Genomic DNA, 22,319 nt, shown 5'->3' with positions numbered 1-22,319 from the left:
AAGCATCAATATAACCGATCTAGTGGTTTGGCTCGGCTCACCTTGTGTAATACTATATTGATCCATAAATTTTAACGGGGTGATGAGAATGCATTCAAACGTATCCGATCAGGAAGCCATCGAGAAAGTTAGGGAATTAATTAAAGACATCGAAATTGCCATGTTGACGACGGTCTCCGAGGAGGGTCTCGTGTCACGCCCGATGAAAACGCAAGACGTCGAATTCGACGGGACTTTGTGGTTCCTTACCAAAAAAGACACGGAAAAATTCCATGAATTGTTCCGGAACAAGCAGGTTAACGTAGCTTATGCAGGCAAATCCTATGTTTCCATTCGCGGCGAAGCAGAACTAGTGGAAAGCACGGAGAAAATTAAAGAGTTTTGGAACAAAGCCTACGAAGAAATAATGGAAACGACCTACGACGATCCTAATCTCGTTCTGATCAAGGTAAATGCCGAGACCGCCGAATATTGGGACTCCGGCAATATGTTCAAGATGGCGAAGTTCTTATTCAATCGTTTGATGGGCAAAAACACGGAAGGCACGGAGCTGAACCGGATTGTGGAGATGAATTGATTCCGAAATAAAGCTGCAACAAACAGAGCTTGCTTGAGAATATCTCAACAAGCTCTGTTTTTAATTAAAGACCCAATCTCTCATATTGCTCCGGCGGAGCGTCGTGAAGAGCCATGGTCTGTATTAATAACCCGATCATGCGCTTTTCGATATCGGCATCATGAAGCGGTTGCTTCTGCTCCGGATCATTCTCCAGGTCAAACAGCAAAGTGCCAAAATGATGTGCCGGAATGTAAGAAGTTGCAGGAATCTTAAGCGTTCGAATCCCTTTCGTAAACGTGAATGGCTCAGCCAGCTCCAAATTGCGCAATTCTTCCACGCTGAACAGCGAAGCCATATGGGTCGGCATTAGCGTGTAATTATAGAGCGGGGCGTTATCCGGGCGTACCGGCGCACGCATATAAACATACCTGCCATCCGTGCAATTAACATGTCCGCCATGAATGCCAAACAAAATGGCTTCCCGCTGATCTTTCTCCGCAGTGGATTGCAATGATACTCCAACCATATCTCCCGGTACCGCAGCTCCGAAATACTCCAATAACGTTGGCGCCAAATCGATGAACTGCGTTAAGTCGCCGCATCTTTCATTTTTCCTCTTATCGCGGGGATCCCATACGAATAGCGGCGTTCTGGCAATCTCGTTATAGAAAGGCATAATGTTCTTGGCCCACCAATCATGCTCGCCCAGCAGGAACCCGTGATCGGTCGTCACGATCAACATTGTGTCCTTCCATAGATCGCATTCGTCCATAACATCCATCACCTTGCCAAGGTAAGCGTCGCACATGCTGAGCAATGCCGCATACTCGAATTTGCAGTGCTCAATCTCCTCCCTCGTTTCCTTAACAGGTTGGTAACCGGGCCAATCAAAATGTTTGCCGGTATAATCATGCGGATACAGGTCTTTGTAGGTTTGCGGAGTAAAAAACGGCTCATGCGGATCAAAAGCTTCGATTTGCAGTAGCCATCTGTCCTCCTTCCGATTCTTCTTGATGAACTCGATACCTCTGGAGAACGTCTCGGACATCGGATGTTGATGTTCCTCCGTCATATAGTTGCGGTTAATCCAATCCTGACGGAACAAGTGGCTCCGGTATCCGCTGAAGTCCCCCACATGCTCGGGAATAATCGGATCCTCGACTTCTCCTTTCCAAGGATCGCCTTCCTGCCCGCGAACGAAATCCCAAGTTGTATATTGGCTATGGTAGGTTGCTCCTCCCGGTTCCCAATAATGATAGTGGTCGCTGACCAAATGCAAATATACCTTGTTGGCACGCAGAAGAGCAGGCAGAGAATCATCAAAAGGCTCCAGCGGTCCCCAGCTTCGATGCAAGAAATTGTATCTGCCCGTCAATAAATCGCGCCGTGCAGGCATGCAAGGCATGCTTCCTACCCAATGATTATCATAAGTTACGCTTTGCTCGGCCAGCCTGCTGAAGTTTGGAGCATGTGTCCAATCCGCTCCATACGGCGGCAGCATATGCCTGTTCAAAGAATCAAACATGACGATGACGGCTTTCACAGCAATTGCGCCTCCTCCTGAAGAGACTCGTACCACTGCCTGACATCCCTCTCCAGCCTTTGAACAATTTCCGGATATTGCCCGGCGAGGTTGATTTGCTCGCTGATGTCCTGTTCCAAATCGGATAAGTGTACAGAATCGGCTGCCATGCGTCCAAAGTCCAGCTTGCCGTTCAGCACTAGCTTCCATTTCCCTTCGCGCACCGCCAATTGGCCTTCGTACTCCCAGAACAGCTGCTTATGCGGAGACGGCATGGCGTCCCGAAGCGCTTCGCAAATGCTTTTTCCGTCCAAGTCACAGCCCTTAGAATCCATTCCGGACAACTCAAGCATCGTCGGGAAAATGTCCATCATCGCAAACACTTCATCCGATATTTGCCCTTGTTGATCAGCAAGCCCAGCCGGATAGCTAAGAATGGCAGGTTCACGGATGCCGCCTTCAAACAGGCTTCCTTTATGACCGCGGAATCGTCCGGCACTGCCTCCATAATACAAATCCTCCGTGCCATCCAGCCAATTGCGGGATTCCGTGGACGGACCGTTATCGCTGGAGAAGAAAATGACGGTATCTTCATACATGCCTTTCCGTTTCAACGCTTCCACCACTTCGCCTACGCCGTCGTCAACAGCCGCTATCATCGCAGCCATAATTCTCCGGTCAGGCGGCAGATCGGGGAACCGGTCCAGGTAAGCTTTGGGCGCGTGCATCGGATAATGCGGCGCATTATAAGCAACGTACATGAAATAGGGTTCATCTTCGGACGCGGCATCGATAAAAGTTGTGGCTTCTCTCGTAATAGCCTCCGTCATATATTCGCCGTTTTCCCATACTTCCGTTTCGTTCCGCCACAAGTCATGAACAGGATTTATGCCCCCGCCTTGCCCCCAGTAAAAAATATGGGAGTAGTAATCAATGCAGCCTGCTCGGAATCCATAGAATTGGTCAAAACCGTGAGCATTAGGTCCATATTCAGCCGATGCGCCCAAATGCCATTTGCCGAACAGGGCCGTTTGATAACCTTGCTCTTTCAAAACGGATGCCAGCGTAGTTTGTTCTTGAGAAAGCCCCTTTGTTCCTCTCTTGCCGCCAAGAATAGAAGTAACTCCTGCTTTCGCCGGATATTTGCCCGTTAATAGAGAAGCTCTGGACGGCGAACAAACGGGCGAATTGGAATACCAATTCGTGAATCGGATACCTTCGCTAGCCAATTGGTCGAGATGCGGCGTCTTCATGGCATCGGAGCCATAACATCCCAAATCTCCGTACCCCAAATCATCGCAATAAAAAATAATCATATTAGGTCGTTTCATCGATTCTTCCTCCTATCAGGCATAGAGATGACAGCGAACTTGATGTCCGCTATCCGTTTGAACGGCGGCGGCCGGTTTGGTCTTGCAAATGTCGGTCGCGAATGGGCATCGCGGCTGGAAGCTGCAGCAAGATTCCGACACGGCTTGCCCTTGCGCATCCGATAGGTCAAAGTGATCCGCCTGTTCTCTCCACGGGTCGGGAGAAGAATACAGCAGAAGCTTGGTATACGGATGTTGCGGATTCTGGATAAGCTCCTCCGCTGGCCCGTACTCCATCACTTGCCCCGCATACATGACGGCAATATGGTCAGCCATGTACCTGGCACTGCCCAGATTATGGGTAATCATCAACAACGCCAGATTCTCTTTCTCTTTCAAATCCAGCAACAGATTCATAATGTCGATCCCGATGGAAACGTCGAGCATCGATGTCGGTTCGTCGGCTATGATCACTTTTGGTTCAAGCCCCAACACTTTCGCAATAATAACCCGTTGCTTCTGTCCCCCCGATAGCTGATAGGGATATTTATCAATAAAGTCCTCTTCCGGCGTAAGCCCTACCTTCCTAAGCAATGCAAGAACGCGGCTACGGGTATTGCCTTGCACCATTCGATGTACTTGCAAAGGCCGGCCAATAATATACCCGATCGTATGATGCGGGTTTAAGGCGGCAAAGGGGTCCTGAAAGATCATTTGAACAAAGGTTGGCAGTTTCTTGCGCAGCTGCCGGTTGTCGCGCAAAGATTGTCCGTTATACGCAATATCCCCTGACGTAGCAGGAATTAGATTGGTCAGCATACGGGCAATCGTACTCTTGCCGCTCCCGGATTCCCCGACGATCGCCAACACCTTTCCGGCTTCCAGCGTAAAGCTGACATCGCGAACCGCTCGGACCTGTTTCTTGCGAAACATCGTTCGCGAGCTAAATACCTTCTCAAGATCGTTCACATGCAGCAGAGGCTTGCTCACGGGCTATTCCCTCCTCGGAATAAAGATGGCAAGCGATCTGGCCTCCTGCATCCTCTACTAATGGAGGCGGCAAGGTCTGGCACTCTTGAATCGCTTGCGAGCAGCGCGGACAAAACCGGCAACCCGCCGGAGGGCGGATTAAGTCCGGCGTATGTCCCGGAATGCCGGACAGTCTTTGCTTCGGACCGGATAATGACGGGAAAGAGTTTAGCAACCCCTGTGTATAGGGATGCCGGGGCTTTTGCAGAATCTGCTCTCTGGAAGCCACCTCAACCAACTTGCCCGCGTACATAATACCAATCCGACCGCACATTTCCAGCATGAGAGGCAGATCATGCGTGATAAACAAGATCGAGAAACCAAACTCTTTCTGAAGCTCCACAATCTTGCGGATGATGCCATTTTGCACAACCACGTCAAGGGCTGTAGTTGGTTCATCCATGATAACAAGACTTGGCCGCAAGGCCAGTGCCATAGCAATAACAACCCTTTGGCGCATACCGCCGGATAATTCATGCGGATAGCTGTCGAGCCGGTCAACCGGCAAATCTACAAGCTTCATCAATTGCTCCGCCCTTTGACGGGCTTCTTTACCCATGGATGGATCATGAGCCAAGATCGCATCTATTAACTGATTGCTAATTTTAAGTACGGGATTCAAATTGTTCATTGCGCTTTGAAGCACAATGGAAATTTTCGACCAGCGCAGCTTATCAAACTCATCATTGCTGAGTGTTGTTAGTTCTTGCCCGTCCAAGACCACGCTCCCGCCCGAGATTTGAGCCGGATGTCTCAGCAGCCTGGATATGCCAAATGCCGTCGTTGATTTGCCGCAGCCGGATTCGCCGGCCAGACCAAAGATTTCTCCTTTGCCAATGGAGAATGTAACGTCGTCAACCGCTTTGACTATACCGCGCGGTGAGGCGTATTCGATACTTAAATGACGGACCTGGAGTAAATCAGACAATCTAATCCCTCCTTCTACAAGGCTGCGTTGCCGCGATTCGCCCGGTATTTCTCCAATATGCCGTTACCGATCAAGATAAATCCGAAACAGAAGAACGCAATGGCGAGTCCCGGCGGAAGAATCCACCACCAAGCATGGAATAATACCGCATTATTTGCGTTGGCGAGCGCCAGTATCGTTCCCCAGCTGACATTGGTCGGATCGCCTAGCCCAAGGAAGCTAAGTCCCGCTTCCGCAAGAACGGCTTGCGTCGTAACAAGCACGAGATTCGCTAGAATAACCGGCGTGATATTAGGGAGAATTTCCTTGAACATGATCTCCCAATCTTTCATCCCTACCATGCGGGCAGCCTCCACATAGCCGCTTTGTCTCTCGCTCATCGTCTGACTTCTGATGCTTCGCCCCATATATAGCCAGCTAAGCGAACCAATGATCAGAATCGTGCTCATGGTTCCCATAGACGGGAGAAACGAAGCGAGAATAATCATCAGCGCAAGCGTTGGGATAATCAGGAACAGATCCACGATCCGCATCAGCGATTCCTCGATCCAACCGCCTTTAAATCCGGCAACAATCCCTACCGTTACGCCGATCACGGTCGTAATTAAGCCGGCGAGGATGCCTACCCAGAACGAGGTTCGCGTTCCGTAAATCATTTGGCTTAAGACATCCTGCCCGTAACTGTCCGTCCCGAGCCAATGGCTGACCGACGGGGGGAGCCAGGAATCGAAGCCGATGAAATTTTTCGGATAAGGGGCTACCCAGGTACCGAATAACGCAATTACCGTAAAAAATAATAAGATGACAAGTCCCAGTTTCCCTTTGACGCCGGGAAAAGCATTCCAGCATGCTTTCAACATTTTTTTCATAGATTCATGTCAGCCTCCTATGCCAGTTAATTAAGCGCCACGCGGGGATCAATTAACGGATAAACAAGATCGGCGATCAGATTGCAGACGATAACCGAAATGGCAATACACAAAAATGAGCCTTGAATTAACGGAAAATCATGATTCAGTATCGCATTGAAGGTAACCATCCCCACGCCTGGATAAGAAAATACAATCTCCGTCGTGATGGCCCCGCCAATCACATGCCCGAGCGATGTCATTAAACCGGTGAAGGAAGGCAGCAACGCATTCCTCGCGCCATACATGTACTTTCTTCGGCTTGCGCGAAGCCCTTTGGCCTTCGCTAGCAACATATAATCCTCCGACAAGACGCGCATCAGGTTGTTGCGTAACACCAGGATATGTCCGGCAAGCGTTGCAATAATTAAAGTAAACACAGGCAAGAAGGCATGATACAAGACGGACTTCGCCTTATCGAACCACGCAAAGCTATCATAGGCGGGATCAACGGCCTGCCCTAACGGGAACCATCCCAAATAGAAAGAAAAGATCATGATGAAAATAATCGCAATCCAGAAGAATGGGACCGAACTGAGAAAAAAGGAAGAAAACAAGGTTGAATTATCAAATAGCGACCCTGGTTTCCATGCCCCGCGAATGCCGATCAGCCACCCGATTAGATAGCTGAGCAGGGTTGCGGTTAGAACCGTTCCTAAAGTCCAGGGCAACGCCTTCAGCATGACATCCGCTACAGGCGACGGAAAGTTGGCGTACGATACGCCAAGATTGCCATGAAGCAGCTGCTTGATATATTTCGCATATTGGTACCAAAGGCTGGGGTTATCCAGCCCGAATTGCGCTTTAAGCGCGTTTGCGACTTCCTGGGATCCAAGCGCCTTTTCCGAAGCAAGAGCGCTCGCCGGGTCGCCTTTCATAAGTCTCGGCAGCAGAAAATTCAAAGTTACCGCAACGTATAGCGTAACGAGGGCAATACCGATTCGCTTCACCAGATATACCGAATTGTAACGCATGGAATAGGCCTCCTCTCCGGATTACTTTTTCTTGACTTGCATCAGCGAGAGAGCGGAAGTTACCGGCAAATCCTCGTTATAATTCGTGAATTGATCTGTACGGTAAGGGATATGTCCGCCAACGTTATACATAACGGCTACAGGCGCCTGTTCGGAAATTCGGGCCTGCACTTTCTGGTACAACTCTTTGCGCGTGGCAGCGTCCGCGGAAGAAGCTTGATCCAGCCATTGATCGACTTCCGGATCCCGGAAACGCATGTAGTTCAGACCTGGCGTATTCTCGCCGGTTGGCGCAGTCATTTTGCTATGGAATATCTCCAGTTGCGCTTGCGGATCAGGCGGTGTTTGAAGACCATTCTGCAGCAATTCATAATCACCAGACATCAAGAGCTTCGTGAGCTCCGGCCAAGTCACCAGCTTAACGGTTGTTTCAACGCCGATGTTTTTCAGCCATTCCGTAATCATCGCGCCTTCTTTGTTCTGGGCTGGTGCGTTCGCTGCCATATGATAAGTGAACGAAAGCTTCTTTCCGTCCTTCTCGTAAATGCCCTTTGAATTTTTCTTATAGCCGTCCGATTCCAGCAGCTTTGTAGCTTCGTTCACGTTATAGGCGAATGCCGCATTATCAATTAGCCCCGTATCTGCCATGTCGCTGAATACGGAGGACAAGAATCCCGGATTAGCGGGGAATACGCCGTTGGATTCGCCTTTTTCAATAAGCGACTTGCGGTCGATTGCGAGTTGAATCGCCCGCCGCACGGCAGAATCCTTAAGCCCCGGCTTCTCGTTGTTCATAATAACGGAGAACGTATTTAAGCCCGGGTACACCTGCAATTTATTTACCGGGTTCTCAAGCAATTTCGGAACGCTAGGCATGGCGACCGTTCCGGTCGAGCCTTGCACGTCGCCTTTTTCCAGCGCGAGCGTAAGCGTTGACGAGTTGTTGAACCGGTCTACGAACAATTGGTCGATGTTTGGCGCGCCGAGGAAATAATCCGCGTTCTTATCCAGGACTATAGCGCTTTCATTAATGCTTTTAAATTTGAAAGGTCCCGTGCCGATCGGCTGTTTGTTCAAGAACTGGGATGGATCTTCTTTTTCGAACTGATGTTTAGGTACGATATAGACGGTTGTTAAATAGAAAGGCAAGGAAGGGAACGTATTGCTCAATTTGAACACGACCGTGTCGCTGCCTTGCGCGGTTACTTCCTGCAGCCTTCCTTCTCCCCACAACTGATAGCGGTCCAGTACTTTGTAGTCTTTCAAAGTGTTAAAAGAATAAAGCACATCGTCAATCGTCAAAGGCGTGCCATCCTGCCATTTGGCTTCCATATTCAGCTTGACGGTATACGTTTTGTTATCCTCGGACCAGCTTCCTTCGCTATCCGCCAATCGGGGAACCAGCTCGCCTTTTACGGGATTGAAATAATATAAAGGATCAAATACATAATCGAAGAAAGGCGACCAGTTGCCTGTGGCAAGAAACGGGTTAAAGTTAGTCACTTGCTCCGGATTTACCGTTTCTCCGAGATGGTAGACAACGGTATCGCCTTTACTAGCAGGTTTAGAGGAACTTGCCGTATCCGTCTGACCATTCGTACCGGATTGTGATGAAGACGAAGAATTGCTGCAACCGTTCAGTACGCCAACAAGTACAACCAACGCGCTAAACAACATGACGGACGTTTTTCTGGAACCCCACTTCATTTGTATCTTCCTCCTAAAATGAATAATGATGGTGTTGTAGCCTTGCGGATCTACAACTCCGATCATAAAGACAAGACCGGAATTCCGTATATAGACCATTTCCGAACTATGTATCCTAGGGCTCCCGGTGCACCCAATTAGGGGATGGACCTTTTCTGATATCGTTCACATTCCGCGTAAAATCAGTATATTTCGTCTTGATTCAGCTTCTTGGGAGCATGGATATCCCTATACTCGCCGGGTGTCATCCCTTCGACCTTTTTGAATATCCGGTTAAAGCTTCGCTGATTGGCATATCCGACCGAAGCTCCAATGTCCTTGACCGTCATCTCGCTGGTCTTGAGCAGCTCCTTCGTCTTCTCCAATCTCAGCGAGATGACATAGTCCATAAAGGTCACGCTGATCTCCTGCTTGAATAAACGACTGACATAGGAAGGATCAAGATGCAATTGATCGGCTATGCCGCCTAATGAAATTTCCTTATCGAAGTTATTCTGAATGTATTCCAATATTTGCTTCGCGACAGACTCCGGCCCGTTTCTCTTCTCGGCGCAAAAACGCCGGTTCGTTTCGCGGATATATTGCTGGGCAGCAAGCACAACATCGTCTACGGTCTCCAACCGCAGCAGCTTCTCCTGAAGCAGAGCAAGCTCATTATCGCTTTGAAGAGGCAATCCAAGATCGACGGATCGGTGAAAGACTTCAATGATCAACTGAAAATAGGCATGCTGGATAAGAGGAAACGGCAATCCCTCTGCCCCTTCAGCTACCTCCCTCAACCTCCGAAGTTCATCTTCAAATTTCTCGGAAGGTTCTTCTCGGATCATTAAGACAATTTCGCGTTTTAATTCCGACAGCCTGCGGATCAGCAGATGGTCAACGGGCTTCTTATCTAACGAGATCCAGCTTGGCGCTATGCTGCCGTAACCCTTAAATGCACGGCTTTCCAAAGCTTCGATTGCTTCATGATAGGATGCGCTGATGTCGCCGGCCTCGAGCTTAAGTTCGCCGATTCCAATACTGACGGTTAATTGCAAATATTCGCGAACAGCTGCCAGAATCCGATCGGCCAATGCCCGAGCTTCCTCGTAAAAAGCTTCCAGGTCCATGCTTTTATCCGGATTGCAAATCAGGATCACGTCTCTGCTCTCCGTATGCAGGGAGTAGCTTCTGCAAAGGGGGCTGCTTAGCTCTCCGGCAAGCTTCGCGATAAAATAACGGATCAGACTTTGATCAAAGCTCTCGTATTTGTTGATATAGCCGTGATAGTTATCGATGCGGATGACCATAACAAAAAATCCGTTGCGCGAGACCGGCAACTGGTAATACTCAAATTTGGCAAATCGCTCCTCATGCAGTTTTGTCCGCTCATGGATTAACTGCAGCAGGAAACTCTGCTGCAATACCGGCCAATTCTCCTTGAGCTGGCTCTCCATTTCCGCCCCTTGTTCCTTCATTGATATAAACGCGCTGAATAACATCGCCATCTCGCTCCGCTCCCGAAGCGGAACGGCAGACTTCCAATCCTTCTTGTTATTCACCATTTGCACTAAAGAGTGAATTGGACTATAGATTCTAAGGGTTAAATAAAAAGCAGCCAGCACGGCAATCACGATGCTGATTGCCATAAGAATCAGCATAAATCGCTGAATTTCATTGCTGCTTTTGTATAAAGAGCTATTGGGTATAAGGTCGACGTATTTCCAACCCGTGTAAGGAGATGAGACGGCCGTAAACGAAAACTCGCTGCCGCGGAAATCGGTTGTAAAGGCAGATATGTCGCTGCCAAGTTTGTTCTGAATAACCGCAAACTCATCGCTAGGCACCTGTCCCCCGGTATTGCTGTTGAAGGCCAACGAGGAATCCGGACTCACCATCCAAATTTCTTCCCCTTGCCTCATCAGCCGAAATGACGGAATTTGAAACAACGCTTGCTGATTCATATTGACCACGATGGCACCTTTTACGGGAGAGCTGGCCCAAGGCGTTGTTCGAATCAAAGTAACCTGCGTCTGCGATAAATTTTTATTCTCGTCCGGATAATTGCGGACGAGCCATTTCCCTTCCGTACGGCTCATCTTACGATAATAGGACAGCCAGTCCGTATCGTCCGTCTCCCCGGACTTCACCGGTCCAATCAGCGCGGATTGCACTTGATCGCTAGCCGCATAATACGCATAGATCGATTCGATATAAGGTGAAGTTACGTATGAATCGAGCAAATAGCTTTTGATCTCGTCCACATCTGCTTCGGAGGGGCCGTTGCTGCCTGCTTCCATCGCCTCCGAAAAAGCTTGGTTTTGCGCTAATCGGATTGTAATTTGATCGACATCATTCAGAATGGTGTCCATTAACCGCCTTGTCTGTTCCAGCATCTGAAAGCTTGATTGCTTAACCTCGGCCTTCACAACATTCTGGCTATAGCGGTTTGCGAGCATCCCTACCGCAAATACAGTGACAACCACGAGTAAAACCAGCAGAAACAAAATCCGGAAAAATAAGCTCCGAAATTTAAAATTAGAAAACGCGAGCCTTATAAGACTAATCATTCCGCTCCTCCTAAATCCCACTCAAGTTAGACATCGTCCCACACTTCTTTCCATCCCGCCCATTAAATCCCCTTTCCGCGGATAGGATTTTTTTCGTTGCGGACAAAACACAATAAGACCGGTACCCCTTTCGGAGTACCGGTCTATCTACCCGTTGCGCTGTTACATCTCGATCTTAATCCAAGCGATCATCGGCTTGGAATTGCCTGCTTTCACGGCTTTGACCACAATCTCGCCGTTCGCGGCGGAGATGTTCTCGAACACTTTCGCTTCGCGATTTGAGCCAATCACATAATTGCTAAGCTTCGTCTCGCCGTTAATCGTCAGATTCATGTTGCGGTCGCTTGCTTTCCACGGGTCATAGAAACCAACCGTTACTTTGTACGTTCCGTCCGGCAGCTGGAAGCGGTAAGCAAGCCCTTTGCCGTTCTCGTTGCCGTCGTATTGGCGGATCGTTTCGTAAGCATCCACCGGAGAAGTTTGCGCCCATGTTTGTCCGTTATCCGCTTCGTAGCCCCATTTCATGCCCGTAATGGGATCAAGGCCGTATTCCTGCTCTTCCTGCGACTGGAACAGGCCAAGCACTTCGCCTGCCTCTAGCGTACCGGGCGTTCCGTCCCCGGCATCGGCATAATAGACGACTTTATTATTCGAGTTTGGCGTTGCTTCTACCGAAGGCGACTCGAATTCTGCACCGCCGCGAATCGCTGCAACCTTAAACGAATAGGCCGTATCGTTCTGAAGGCCTGTTACGACCGACGAGCCCGGCGTTGCGGCAACCTCGGCTGCGGCTCCGCCATTGCTTGGAGCATAACGGATGACGTAGCTGTCAGCACCGTCAACTTCTCTGAAATGGAGCACAACTTGCCCGTCGCCTTCTTTGATCTGATAGATTTCGGGAGCAGCCGTCAGGTTCTCCGGATTACGGGCAACCTGCAAATACGCGAATTGCGCATCCGCCCAGCTATGCAGGCCAACGCGTCCTCTTGTGTACGCCTGATCTTTGACGTCAAAGATCAGCTTGCCATCCAGATAGGCTTGAATATGTTGACCGTCCAGCCGGACATCCATTTTGTAATACTCGCCTAATTTTGCGGTGAAAGGCACCGGTTCGGCTACATTTGTACCATCGCGGCGCAGAACCAAAATGCCGTTCTCATAACCGAACATATATCCTTTAGAGTAACTGTTGCCGCGGAATGTAACGCCCCAGTCTGCTTCGCCTAATGCATGCTTAGCAACAGCTGTGATCGTGCCGTCGATGACTTGAAGATTATTAACGCCAAGCTCACCTCGGTTATTGCCGCCGGAAACATGCTTCAGCAAGCCGTCTTCCATCACCCACTTGCTAACGTCCTGCGTATAGCCGGCCAGACTACCGCTCGCAAAATCATCCTTCAACCGGATTTCCCCGTTCTCGGGAGTCACCACGGTTTCGCTAAAGCCCGTTCCTTTGCCGCCTTTGCCGATTGTGGATACGCGCACGGTTACCGCTTTCCCGTTTGTCAGTCCGGTTAATACGGTCTTATTGCCGCTGATCTGCTGGACATTATTGTTCAGCGAGGTTTGAACCGTGTAGCCTGCAGCTCCTTCAACGGAGCCAAAGGCAAGCCATGCCTCGCCATTACCCGGAATGGCAACCAGCTTGCCCGGTGCGGCAATATCCGGTTTTGCCGTAAACTCAGCCGTAGGTTTGCTCGAGTTGTTGCCGTCTACGGCTTCAATAACTCCGTAATAGGCCGTTCCGTTCGTTAGCCCGCTAACTTGAATTTTCCCATCAACGGTCTGGGTTAAGGATTGATTATCGTATTTGCCTGGTTTGGTGCCATAACGGACGCGATAAGCAGATACGCCGATCTGAGTATTATAGGTCAGAACGATGCCGCCATCCGTACCCGTTGCTTTGACGCCGGTTGGCGCCAGCAGCTTTGGCGTGCCGTACGCTTTTTTGGATGTTGGGCCAAAGCCGTTGTTATTGCCTCCTCGAATGGTCACTTCGTATTTCTCGTCATTTTTCAATCCTTGCAGAATGACCGAATCGGTGGACAGGTTCGACAGCTTCAGTACCTTTTTGCTGTTTTTATAGCCGTATTCTACCTCGTAATTGTAGGCGCCTTTCGGAGCCTTGAAGTCGACTTTAAGACCTTTGTTGAGCGATTCGACCTTCACGATTTGAGGAGCATCCGGTTTTTTGTTTTCTTTTACAACATCGCCATTTAAAGTCACGACGGAACGGGCTGGAATAACCGCGTCAAACGAACCGTCAGCCGAAGCCGCGATATCCGCGCCTCTTTCCAGATCCTTGTCTGCGGAAGTGACATATGGCTTCAGAACATTAACCGCATCATGGCTGTCGTTCCCTTTTAATTCAACCTTGATATGTTGTTCCGTCTCGCTGTCATTCACGAATACGGCGGTTACGGTATGCTCGCCGTCATGCTTGTAGGCGGAACCAAGCAATGCTCCGTTGCGGGCATTGTCATCCAGACCCGAGAGCGCGATGCGTTCCGCGCCCGGTCGGATGAATTTGCTATAGTTGCCAAGCGTCCAGAACATTTTGGAGGTGAGGATATTTTGCTCGTCCCCCGGGTTATGGTAGTCGGTGTAAATCAGGCCGTCCTTATAGTCGCCCGCGGATACTGCCGTCCACCACTGCCAAGCGGATGCGTTTGCTCTCGACAGGTCGAAATGGATCGTCTTCGCAATGTAGAGCGCAGGATCCATGCCAAGGTCGCGGCCCGGACCGTAATCGCCAAGGATGCAATATTCGCTCATCCAATACACCGCTTCGCGATCGTATTTGTTCAGGTTGGAGAAGAGCAAATCCCGCAAGGTGCCATAACGGTCATCCCCGGCCTTGCTGTAATCCGACCAGTAGGAGTGAGAAGCGATATGGTGGCCCACCGCTTCCTGAAGCTCCGGATCGCCAAGCAGGTCCTTAATATATTCGCGGTATTTGCCAACGCCAAGGCTGTTGGAGCCGCCCATATATTGGTCCTGCCCGGAGAAGGTTTTGAACACTTCATTGTCCAGCAGCGCCGTAATCTCTACGCCGTCCGGAGCGCTGATTTGCGTGCTTAGTCCTTTCGCCTTCAGCTCGTTGTACAAGGCAAGAATAACCTTTTTAATATCGTCGTTGTTATAACGGTTACCTTCTTGTCCTGCTTTATTCCAATCCCAGGTTGGTTCGTTGATCGGGCTGATATAGTTCAGATTAATGCCTTGCTTCTTGAAATGTTCGATCACGTCCGTCAGGAAAGTTGCAAGCTCATCCTCGTACCCTTCTTTCAGGTTCGTAGAGCCCACGCTTGCATCCGGCTGGGCATGGCCGTTTTTGGTCATCCATACCGGCGGGCTGTTAACGAAACCGATGAGATCTTGCACGCCCCGGTCCTTGGCCGCCTTAAGGAACCACTGCTGTCCGGCCTGCTTGCTCCAATCATAGGGGCCATCTTCCGTAGCTTTGAACGTCTCGACTCGCCGCCACGGATCGGTAATAATCGTTTTATCCGTTTCCGTTGAGCCGGCTCCAATATTAAACCGCCATGCGGTCAATCCAATTCCCTTGTCTCTTGAGAAGAGCAGATCCGCAACGCGCGACTTATTCTCCTCTGTCCAGTTCTTGCCGAGCTGTTCCATGCTCCATGCGTCAGAGGCGCCGAAATTATCGATTTGCTGGAATGTAGTTGAAGCATCCAATTGAACAACGGCATCGTACGCGACCGGTGTTTGGACGGCTTCCGCCGCATAAGTCGGACCGGTTAGCGAGGTCAGGCTGATGACGGTACCTAACATCGCGGCTGCGGTTTTTTTCTTAAGCTTGAACGGTTTCAATCGTCTTCCCCCTTAGGTTGGATTAGACTGGACTTTTAAGAAAACGGTTTCATGAAACCGGTTTCTTCTTGTTCCAAAAAGGTGGAGCTCGTCATCTGATGAGGGGCTCCACGCTCTCGATTGTACTTCCTGCCACTGCCCGCCACATCCTACCTCGCGCCTAAAAAATCCGGATTCATGCCGGTTTTTTTGTCTCGCCATGGCATATTTTGTTGAATTAACAAACAGAAAAAGCAGCCGATGGCTGCTTCTCATCCGATTTCCGTTTCGGTTAATCGTGATAATTCCTTCTCTTTGCGATTTATTCCCTGCCCGTAATTCTCAATCTTAGAATCTAATCGGGCCAGTGTATTGGTCATTTCCTCGATCCGCAGACGAAGCTGTTCCCGCTGCTCGATCAGCAGCTCTTTTCTCGCCTGCGTCGTATGGTCGCCTTGCTGGAACAGGTTGACGTATTCGATTAAGGCTTCGATTGGCAGACCGGCATTCCTCATGCATTTAATAAACTCTACCCATCTGAGGTTGTCTTCCGTATATTCCCGGATGCCGTTATTGTTGCGGTTAACGGGCGGGATTAATCCAATTCGTTCGTAATAGCGGAGCGTATCCTGCGTCAGATCAAACTTCAAGCTCACTTCAGCCATTCTCATAAGGGGATGACCTCCTTCGCGATCATTTCGGGTAATTCTAATTTAACGCTTGGAGTGAACTCCAAGTCAATGAAAAAAAGCTGGAACTGCAATCAGGGCAGTCCCAGCTCCATTCCTTACAATCCTTACAACGTCGACATATCAATAACAAACCGGTAACGAACGTCACTGCGGAGCACGCGTTGATACGCTTCATCTACCTGATCGGCGTTGATTCGTTCGATTTGCGGCTTGATGCCATGCTCAGCAGAGAAATTGAGCATCTCTTGCGTCTCGCGGATGCCGCCCACAAGCGAACCCGCCAGACTGCGGCGCTGCATAATCAAGGAGAATGCGTGATAGCTGTCTGGTTCGGATGGCGCGCCCACGTTAACGAGCGTACCGTCTACGCGAAGCAAGGACAGATAAGCATTCACATTCAGATTGGCGGACACGGTGTTCAGAATCAGGTCAAAGGAACTCGCCAACTGTTTGAACGTGTCCGGATTGCTTGTCGCATAATAATGATCCGCGCCAAACGCCAATGCTTCTTCTTGTTTGCTCATCGACTGGCTCAGAACCGTTACTTCAGCTCCCAAAGCATGGGCATATTGCACAGCCAGATGGCCAAGGCCGCCCATGCCAACGATCGCTACTTTTTTACCCGGACCGGCATTCCAACGTTTCAGCGGCGAGTACGTTGTAATACCCGCGCACAATAGCGGACTTGCTACATCAAGCCCTAGGTTGTCCGGAATACGGACAACAAATCGCTCGGTCACTACGATCTTCTGGCTGTAGCCGCCATGCGTCGGCTGGCCGTCGTAGTCGAGAGAATTGTAGGTGCTGACTACGCCTTTTGTACAAAACTGTTCTTCGCCTTGAAGACAATATTCGCATTCCCCGCAAGAATCTACAAAGCAGCCTACGCCTACGCGGTCGCCAACCGCAAACTTCGTAACCGCTGATCCGACAGCTTCTACGACACCCGCAATTTCATGACCGGGCACGAGCGGGAAAATCGTCTCTCCCCATTCGCCAAAAGCGGTATGGATATCGGAATGGCAAATTCCGCTGAATTGTATATCAATCTGAATATCGTCGGGACGCAGCGCTCTACGTTCAATCGTTGTTTTCTCGAATGGCGCTTTGGCGCTAGCAACGCTCAACACATGAGATTTACACATAAGGTTCATCTACTCCTTTTTATCTAGTCATTCGAACACATTCGGAGTATACATGCTGGAGTGAACTCCAAGTCAACCTCTTGGGCAAAAAAAGAACCGCTCCCTCGCGAGAGCAGTTCCTCCAATAAACCTTACAGATTCGCATACACGATATTTCTTAACCGCGGATGGCTATAAGGCTCCTGATTATTCAGCAGATGTTGGGCATACATGACAGTCAGCCCGGAGTCCGGATCAACGATGGCCATGCAACCTCCCGCCCCGCTCCAGCCGAACTCGCCAAGCGGACTAAGCGATCCGCTAACTGCTTGGGAGACATGGGTTCTGACGCCTAGTCCATAGCCATACCCTTTCAATTGTTCCCAGCCAAAATCCCCGCGCGTACGTTCGGTCAAATGGTCGGTCCGCATCAGATCGATCGTTGCCGGCGATACGATGCGCACTCCGTCTGGACTTGTTCCTTTATTGGTAAGCGCATTGAGGAATAAGGCATAGTCGCTTACGGTCGATAATAACCCCGCCCCGCCGCTTTCGTATTCGGTGCCAAGACGGTAGCCGTTCCCGTCCTTACGCACGGGCTTGCCAAGCTCATCCTTATATTCATATTGGGGAACAAGACGGCTTAGTTGCTCGGCAGAGAGATCGAAGCCCGTATCCCGCATGCCCAGCGGCCCCGTAATCTCCTCCTGAATGTATGCGCCAAACCGCCGTCCGTCGACAACTTCAACTAGCGCCGCAAGCAGATCATGGCACAAGCTGTAATTCCAACGGGTGCCAGGCTCGAACACAAGCGGCTCTTTGGCCAACGCTTCCGCAAAAGCACGCAAAGGCAGTTTGCCTTCGGTTTGCTCCACCGCCTGTTGAATGGAGGGAGATCCAATGTCATAGGATAAGCCCGCGGTCATCGTAAATAAATCGCGCACAAGTATTGGCTTTTCTGCCTTTTCAAATACGACTCTGCCGTCTGGAAGCCGTTTGCGGACGTTCATTTGCGCAAATTCGGGAAGATAAGCTGACAACGGATCGTTCAGCAGCATCTTGCCTTGTTCTACAAGCCGAAGAGCCGCTACGCAGGTCATGATCTTCGTCATGGAATACATCCGGAAGATACGACCCTCTTCTATAGGCGTCTCCTCTTCTAGATTGGACAGACCGCTTCGATAACGGAAAACCGTCTCGTTGCGGTGTATCACCATAACCTCCGCCCAAGGAATCCGCCAGGAAGTCAGCCGGTCGATAAAGTCGCTAAGCGCTTTCATGTTAGCACATCCAATCTGCGAGATAAGCTTCTATTCATAATCAAGAACAACCATTTGGTGGCATTCCAGCTCAGGCACCGTATAAGAAGACACGCCATCTTTGGAGCTGAACGGAATCGGCGTCAATTGCGGCGCCAAGTACACTTGTTTCACGGGACTGCCCGTCTGAACGGATACCTGAACATTGCGGAGCGGAATAATATCCTCAATGACTTCAACGCCATCCCCCCTGCGTACCGGAGAAGCGTACAAGAGATGGTTCACGAGCCGCTTATGCGCCTTCTGCTCTTGGAGAGTAACAACTCCTTGCGCAGGCAGACTGGTCTCCAGCGTCTTGCCCGGCAGCAGACGATCAAGCGCGTGGAGGACGGTTTCTTTCAGAATCAGGCTGCCCTTCTTCGCGTAATCCTCGAATACGTTCCAGGCGATATAAATTCCGTTGTTGTTCTCCACCATGCCCGGCCCGCCGTCATTATGGCTGCTTGGCGTATGTTGATGGGAGCAGAAGGTAAATACATCCCGGTTAAAATACGGATCTTCCCGTTTGCCAAGCTCAGTTCCCCCTGCAAGCCCGATCTTTTGTCCCTGGGAATAAAAGATGAAGGACGCTTCTCTTAAGCTCTGCGGAGCAAAGGAAGGACGGAAATAATCCGGTTGGTAAGGATTAAGGCCTTCATACCGCACGCCGAGGTCAATGGCAAATTCGTTCCCTTCCGGATCAAGCCCGGACCAGCCCGTAGCGAGAACTTTGCCGCCGTGTTGCAGGAATCCCTCCAGCTTGCCCCGAAGCTCATCGTCAACTGCCACATAATCCGGCAGAATCATCACTTTATAAGCGTTAAAGTCATGTTCTTTATCTATCACGTCAAACAAGTAGTTCCCCTCAAGCAACATCCGTACGGCTCCCGCGTCGGAAGCTCCTTTGGACTTCCCATCCCGCGCCTTCTCATGCACGCCGGTTGCTTCGAGAGACAGTAAAGCCACATCCGCCACATTAGTCGCATGATCGCACCAGGCTTCTTTGCTCTCCACTTCGCTATACGCTGCTCCAATAAGCGCATACGTCGCTTTGTCCATATAGCCGTCCGGATGCAATTGATCTCCGATCGAGCATTTTGCTCCATTTGCAATACTCAGTGCCGCCTCATACCGGAGCGCATTGGGATGCTTATAACCGCCAAATTCTCCCCAAGACGTATGGAATTTCCCGGTCATACCAAGGAAATCAACGCCGAGGGTTTGCGCGTAACGCGCAGATAGCGGGAAGTGGTCATACCCCCAGCCGCCCGTCGGCAACGACTCCAGCTCCAGATGGGTGTTCATCATTGCCAAATCTCGCCGGCCCCGCTGAATATGACCGCCGTTATGAAAGATCGGCAGGCCCGGCTTAACCGATTCCACGGTCTCTTTCACTCTATCCGTATAGTTGGCATACGTGCGTTCCCAGAGGTCCCGCATCTCCTGTTCTTGCCTTGGATCTTTGCCTTCCCGCATCGCGCTATCGACGCAATTGTGGCAATAACACTTGCGCACGCCTACAATATCGAGGAACAAGCCGTCCGCATCATAACGGGCCAACATTTCATGAATCTGATTGATAAGAACATCAAGGTACGGAGAGTTCATGCAAAATTGATGGTAACCCGGCTCCATGAATCCTTTCACCCAGCCGGTACTGTCATTCTTGTCGCGGATCAGCCACTCCGGATGGCGTCTGGCTAGCTTCTCGTCCAGACCGGCGGATATGTAGACCGGCGTCTTGACGCCAATCTCATGCGCGGCTTCAATCTGCGCGGCAAGCAAGTCAAAGCCTAACCCCGGATGAATTTCGTTTGCTTCCGAAGGATGGTAGGCCCAGCCGTGATGGCATTTGGAGAATACCGTAATGGAATCCACATGGCCTAGCTGCAGCATCTCCTGGAATTGTTTTTTGTCAAACCGTTGACCAATCGGGTTAATGGCTTCAGAGGTATGAAAGTCTAGATGGACTTGGCGAAATCGCATAAGTTGTCATCCTTTCCGGTTCGTTTACCTTAACTATATAAGCTCCGCGGATTGCCGGACAGGTTCATTAACGACTTTTTATAGCACATTTTCTACCTTCCGCGCTTAGGGCATGATACAATCTGGTAAGCGATTACAAGGCAAAGGAGTTGTCTTCATCATGCAATGCCTGGAATTAATCATCCCTCCTCTTCCCCAATTATTGACGATTGGCCATTCCTCGTGGATGCCGGGACAACAACATGTGGCAAGATCGTTTAATGTGTATGACATGTTGTTTGTCACGAAAGGAACTTTATATATGACGGAAGACGATATTCCGTATGAAATCAAAGAAGGCTCCATGCTTGTGCTGGAGCCAAACCGTATGCATATCGGGCATCGCCCGTGCGAAGAAGTGACGGAAATCTACTGGATTCATTGCGCTCATCCGGCACCATCCCGCATAATGGACAGCGGGCAAATCTCCTGGTCCATGCCTTTTACGAAAGGAACCAACGACGATCTTGCTCCTCATCATCAAGTGATGTACATTCCGAAGTTTACGAATATTCACATCCCCGACATTCTCCCGATCCTGCAGCAAATGCTGGAGCTTCACCATGCGTTATCGCCTGCAAGCTCGTTATCGCTCCAGACCCTGTTAGCCAATCTGTTTGTTGAACTACAAACGGCAGCGCGCACCGGGTATGCTCCCAGGTCCAGACTGCTGTGCGACCAGAGCATCGCTTACTTGCAGCAGCATCTGACTCGCCCATTCGATGCGAAACATATGGAGCAAACCTTGCATTTCCATTTCGACTATCTCGCCCGCTGCCTCCGAAAATATACGGGAATGAGTCCGCTTCAATATTTGCACGACCTGCAAGTCAGAAAGGCCAAATCGCTGCTTGAGAACACAGAATTATCCGTAGCGGAGATCGGCCAGCAAGTCGGCATCGACAACGCGAATTATTTCATCCGGCTGTTCCGGAAGCTTGCCGGCATTACGCCGGGGCAATACCGGTCCGTCCGCATCGGCAGAGTATAAGCCGAAGGCCTGGCTACTTAGCCGCTTCATGAAGCGCGGACCTGTAGTCCAGCGGCGTCATCCCTTTATGTTTCTTGAACAGCTTGCAGAAATAAGGGGCGCTTAATCGGCCCGTCTCGTGGGCAATCTGCCGCACCGGCATGTCGGTACTCCCGAGCAGCGCGCAAGCTTCGCGTATTCTTCTGGCTGTTACATAATCCGTCAACGTCACTCCCGTATATTGCTTGAAGAGATGCGAGACGTAATAAGCGGACAAATGCAGCTCATCCGCGAGTTGCTCCAAGCGGAAAGGCTGCCTGAACTCCCTTTCGATCCAATCCATCATCGCTTCGATATGAACGGTTTTGGCGGCAGACCACTCTTCCGGGGAAAGCTCGGGCTGAGGGATCACCGACGTTTGAAGATAACGGAGCACGGAAATCAGCAATAAGATGCGGGATTCCTGGTCCTCCCCATTGTCCTGTAGCGACGCCATATGATGCTCCATTAATGGGAGGAACAGATCGTCCGCAAAGGCAAACTTGGGTGTCGATAGCGCTCCTCTCGACAAATAACGGAGGAAAGATCGCAGCTTTGGAAAAGAGGCCAGATAAGGCTCCAAATATCTCGGATCAAAGGTCAGATTTGTCCGGACATACCGGGTATCCTTGCGGCGGGGAATTTCCAGCTTATGAAGTTGATAGGGCTGGAAGCAATATAACGAACCGCCGCTTAGTTCGTAACGATTGCCTTCCACCTCAACCACCCCGTGGCCTTCATGAATAAATAGCAATTCCAAACCTTGATGGGCATGGAACCGAACAAAATGATCTTCCGCCAATTCATCCCGGAAAGCTAGAAAAAAGCTGCTGTGACCCGGGTCCACATGCTCGATATGAGACGCCACTACT

At 50.3% G+C, this 22,319-nt stretch carries 16 protein-coding genes; 2 read left to right on the top strand and 14 right to left on the bottom strand.

Features of this window, described 5'->3' with window-relative positions:
• Positions 1-88: 88 nt before the first annotated feature.
• A complete protein-coding gene (locus tag QQK89_RS05415; RefSeq protein WP_434481626.1) occupies positions 89-577 on the top strand; it encodes a pyridoxamine 5'-phosphate oxidase family protein in 489 nt (162 codons plus the stop codon).
• A 64-nt stretch (positions 578-641) separates the two neighbouring features.
• Here the strand turns inward: QQK89_RS05415 and QQK89_RS05410 are convergent, their stop codons facing one another.
• From QQK89_RS05410 to QQK89_RS05350, 13 genes are all read right to left on the bottom strand, one after another.
• A complete protein-coding gene (locus QQK89_RS05410) occupies positions 642-2,102 on the bottom strand; it encodes a sulfatase (RefSeq protein WP_284237456.1) in 1,461 nt (486 codons plus the stop codon).
• On the bottom strand, positions 2,099-3,412 hold the full coding sequence (locus QQK89_RS05405) for a sulfatase family protein (RefSeq protein ID WP_284237455.1): 1,314 nt from the start codon (positions 3,410-3,412) through the stop codon (positions 2,099-2,101). Before QQK89_RS05405 ends, QQK89_RS05410 begins: the two co-directional genes overlap by 4 nt.
• A 15-nt stretch (positions 3,413-3,427) precedes the next feature.
• The gene (locus QQK89_RS05400; RefSeq protein WP_284237454.1) at positions 3,428-4,381 is read right to left on the bottom strand and encodes an ABC transporter ATP-binding protein; all 954 of its coding nucleotides are present in this window, start codon (positions 4,379-4,381) and stop codon (positions 3,428-3,430) included.
• Positions 4,347-5,348, bottom strand: coding sequence for an ABC transporter ATP-binding protein (locus tag QQK89_RS05395; protein ID WP_284237453.1), 1,002 nt, complete (start codon positions 5,346-5,348; stop codon positions 4,347-4,349). Before QQK89_RS05395 ends, QQK89_RS05400 begins: the two co-directional genes overlap by 35 nt.
• A gap of 14 nt (positions 5,349-5,362) precedes the next feature.
• Positions 5,363-6,217: an ABC transporter permease gene (locus QQK89_RS05390; protein WP_284237452.1), complete on the bottom strand. Its 855-nt coding sequence runs from the start codon at positions 6,215-6,217 to the stop codon at positions 5,363-5,365.
• Positions 6,218-6,243: 26 nt separating this feature from the next.
• The gene (locus tag QQK89_RS05385; protein WP_284237451.1) at positions 6,244-7,230 is read right to left on the bottom strand and encodes an ABC transporter permease; all 987 of its coding nucleotides are present in this window, start codon (positions 7,228-7,230) and stop codon (positions 6,244-6,246) included.
• Between the two features lie 21 nt (positions 7,231-7,251).
• On the bottom strand, positions 7,252-8,937 hold the full coding sequence (locus tag QQK89_RS05380) for an ABC transporter substrate-binding protein (RefSeq protein WP_284237450.1): 1,686 nt from the start codon (positions 8,935-8,937) through the stop codon (positions 7,252-7,254).
• Positions 8,938-9,119: 182 nt separating this feature from the next.
• Complete coding sequence (locus QQK89_RS05375; protein WP_284237449.1) at positions 9,120-11,486, bottom strand: helix-turn-helix domain-containing protein; 2,367 nt, start codon at positions 11,484-11,486, stop codon at positions 9,120-9,122.
• Positions 11,487-11,648: 162 nt separating this feature from the next.
• The gene (locus QQK89_RS05370; RefSeq protein WP_284237448.1) at positions 11,649-15,320 is read right to left on the bottom strand and encodes a glycoside hydrolase; all 3,672 of its coding nucleotides are present in this window, start codon (positions 15,318-15,320) and stop codon (positions 11,649-11,651) included.
• A gap of 251 nt (positions 15,321-15,571) precedes the next feature.
• Positions 15,572-15,970, bottom strand: a complete 399-nt coding sequence (locus tag QQK89_RS05365) for a MerR family transcriptional regulator (protein WP_284237446.1) — start codon at positions 15,968-15,970, stop codon at positions 15,572-15,574.
• Positions 15,971-16,095: 125 nt separating this feature from the next.
• Entirely contained in the window at positions 16,096-17,136 is a 1,041-nt protein-coding gene (locus tag QQK89_RS05360) for an NAD(P)-dependent alcohol dehydrogenase (RefSeq protein ID WP_284237445.1), read from the bottom strand.
• A gap of 131 nt (positions 17,137-17,267) precedes the next feature.
• Positions 17,268-18,395: a serine hydrolase domain-containing protein gene (locus tag QQK89_RS05355; protein WP_284237444.1), complete on the bottom strand. Its 1,128-nt coding sequence runs from the start codon at positions 18,393-18,395 to the stop codon at positions 17,268-17,270.
• Between the two features lie 30 nt (positions 18,396-18,425).
• Positions 18,426-20,399: a beta-galactosidase trimerization domain-containing protein gene (locus QQK89_RS05350; protein WP_284237443.1), complete on the bottom strand. Its 1,974-nt coding sequence runs from the start codon at positions 20,397-20,399 to the stop codon at positions 18,426-18,428.
• 160 nt (positions 20,400-20,559) lie between these two features.
• Here QQK89_RS05350 and QQK89_RS05345 point away from each other — a divergent pair, with 160 nt between their 5' ends.
• Positions 20,560-21,429 carry a helix-turn-helix transcriptional regulator gene (locus tag QQK89_RS05345; RefSeq protein ID WP_284237442.1) on the top strand — a complete coding sequence of 290 codons (870 nt, stop codon included), beginning with the start codon at positions 20,560-20,562 and terminating at the stop codon, positions 21,427-21,429.
• 13 nt (positions 21,430-21,442) lie between these two features.
• Here the strand turns inward: QQK89_RS05345 and QQK89_RS05340 are convergent, their stop codons facing one another.
• Positions 21,443-22,315 carry a helix-turn-helix transcriptional regulator gene (locus QQK89_RS05340; RefSeq protein ID WP_284237441.1) on the bottom strand — a complete coding sequence of 291 codons (873 nt, stop codon included), beginning with the start codon at positions 22,313-22,315 and terminating at the stop codon, positions 21,443-21,445.
• Positions 22,316-22,319: the final 4 nt, after the last annotated feature.

The organism is Paenibacillus glycanilyticus, assembly GCF_030161375.1.
Lineage (GTDB): Bacteria > Bacillota > Bacilli > Paenibacillales > Paenibacillaceae > Pristimantibacillus > Pristimantibacillus glycanilyticus_B.
This window is presented reverse-complemented; position numbering and strand designations above follow the sequence as displayed.

Bases quoted from the DNA above. Each gene is read 5' to 3' on its own strand.
- QQK89_RS05415 (WP_434481626.1), top strand. From the start codon at position 89: ATGCATTCAAACGTATCCGATCAGGAAGCCATCGAGAAAGTTAGGGAA.
- QQK89_RS05405 (WP_284237455.1), bottom strand. From the start codon at position 3,412: ATGAAACGACCTAATATGATTATTTTTTATTGCGATGATTTGGGGTAC.
- QQK89_RS05390 (WP_284237452.1), bottom strand. From the start codon at position 6,217: ATGAAAAAAATGTTGAAAGCATGCTGGAATGCTTTTCCCGGCGTCAAA.
- QQK89_RS05385 (WP_284237451.1), bottom strand. From the start codon at position 7,230: ATGCGTTACAATTCGGTATATCTGGTGAAGCGAATCGGTATTGCCCTC.
- QQK89_RS05380 (WP_284237450.1), bottom strand. From the start codon at position 8,937: ATGAAGTGGGGTTCCAGAAAAACGTCCGTCATGTTGTTTAGCGCGTTG.
- QQK89_RS05375 (WP_284237449.1), bottom strand. From the start codon at position 11,486: ATGATTAGTCTTATAAGGCTCGCGTTTTCTAATTTTAAATTTCGGAGC.
- QQK89_RS05365 (WP_284237446.1), bottom strand. From the start codon at position 15,970: ATGAGAATGGCTGAAGTGAGCTTGAAGTTTGATCTGACGCAGGATACG.
- QQK89_RS05360 (WP_284237445.1), bottom strand. From the start codon at position 17,136: ATGTGTAAATCTCATGTGTTGAGCGTTGCTAGCGCCAAAGCGCCATTC.
- QQK89_RS05355 (WP_284237444.1), bottom strand. From the start codon at position 18,395: ATGAAAGCGCTTAGCGACTTTATCGACCGGCTGACTTCCTGGCGGATT.
- QQK89_RS05350 (WP_284237443.1), bottom strand. From the start codon at position 20,399: ATGCGATTTCGCCAAGTCCATCTAGACTTTCATACCTCTGAAGCCATT.
- QQK89_RS05345 (WP_284237442.1), top strand. From the start codon at position 20,560: ATGCAATGCCTGGAATTAATCATCCCTCCTCTTCCCCAATTATTGACG.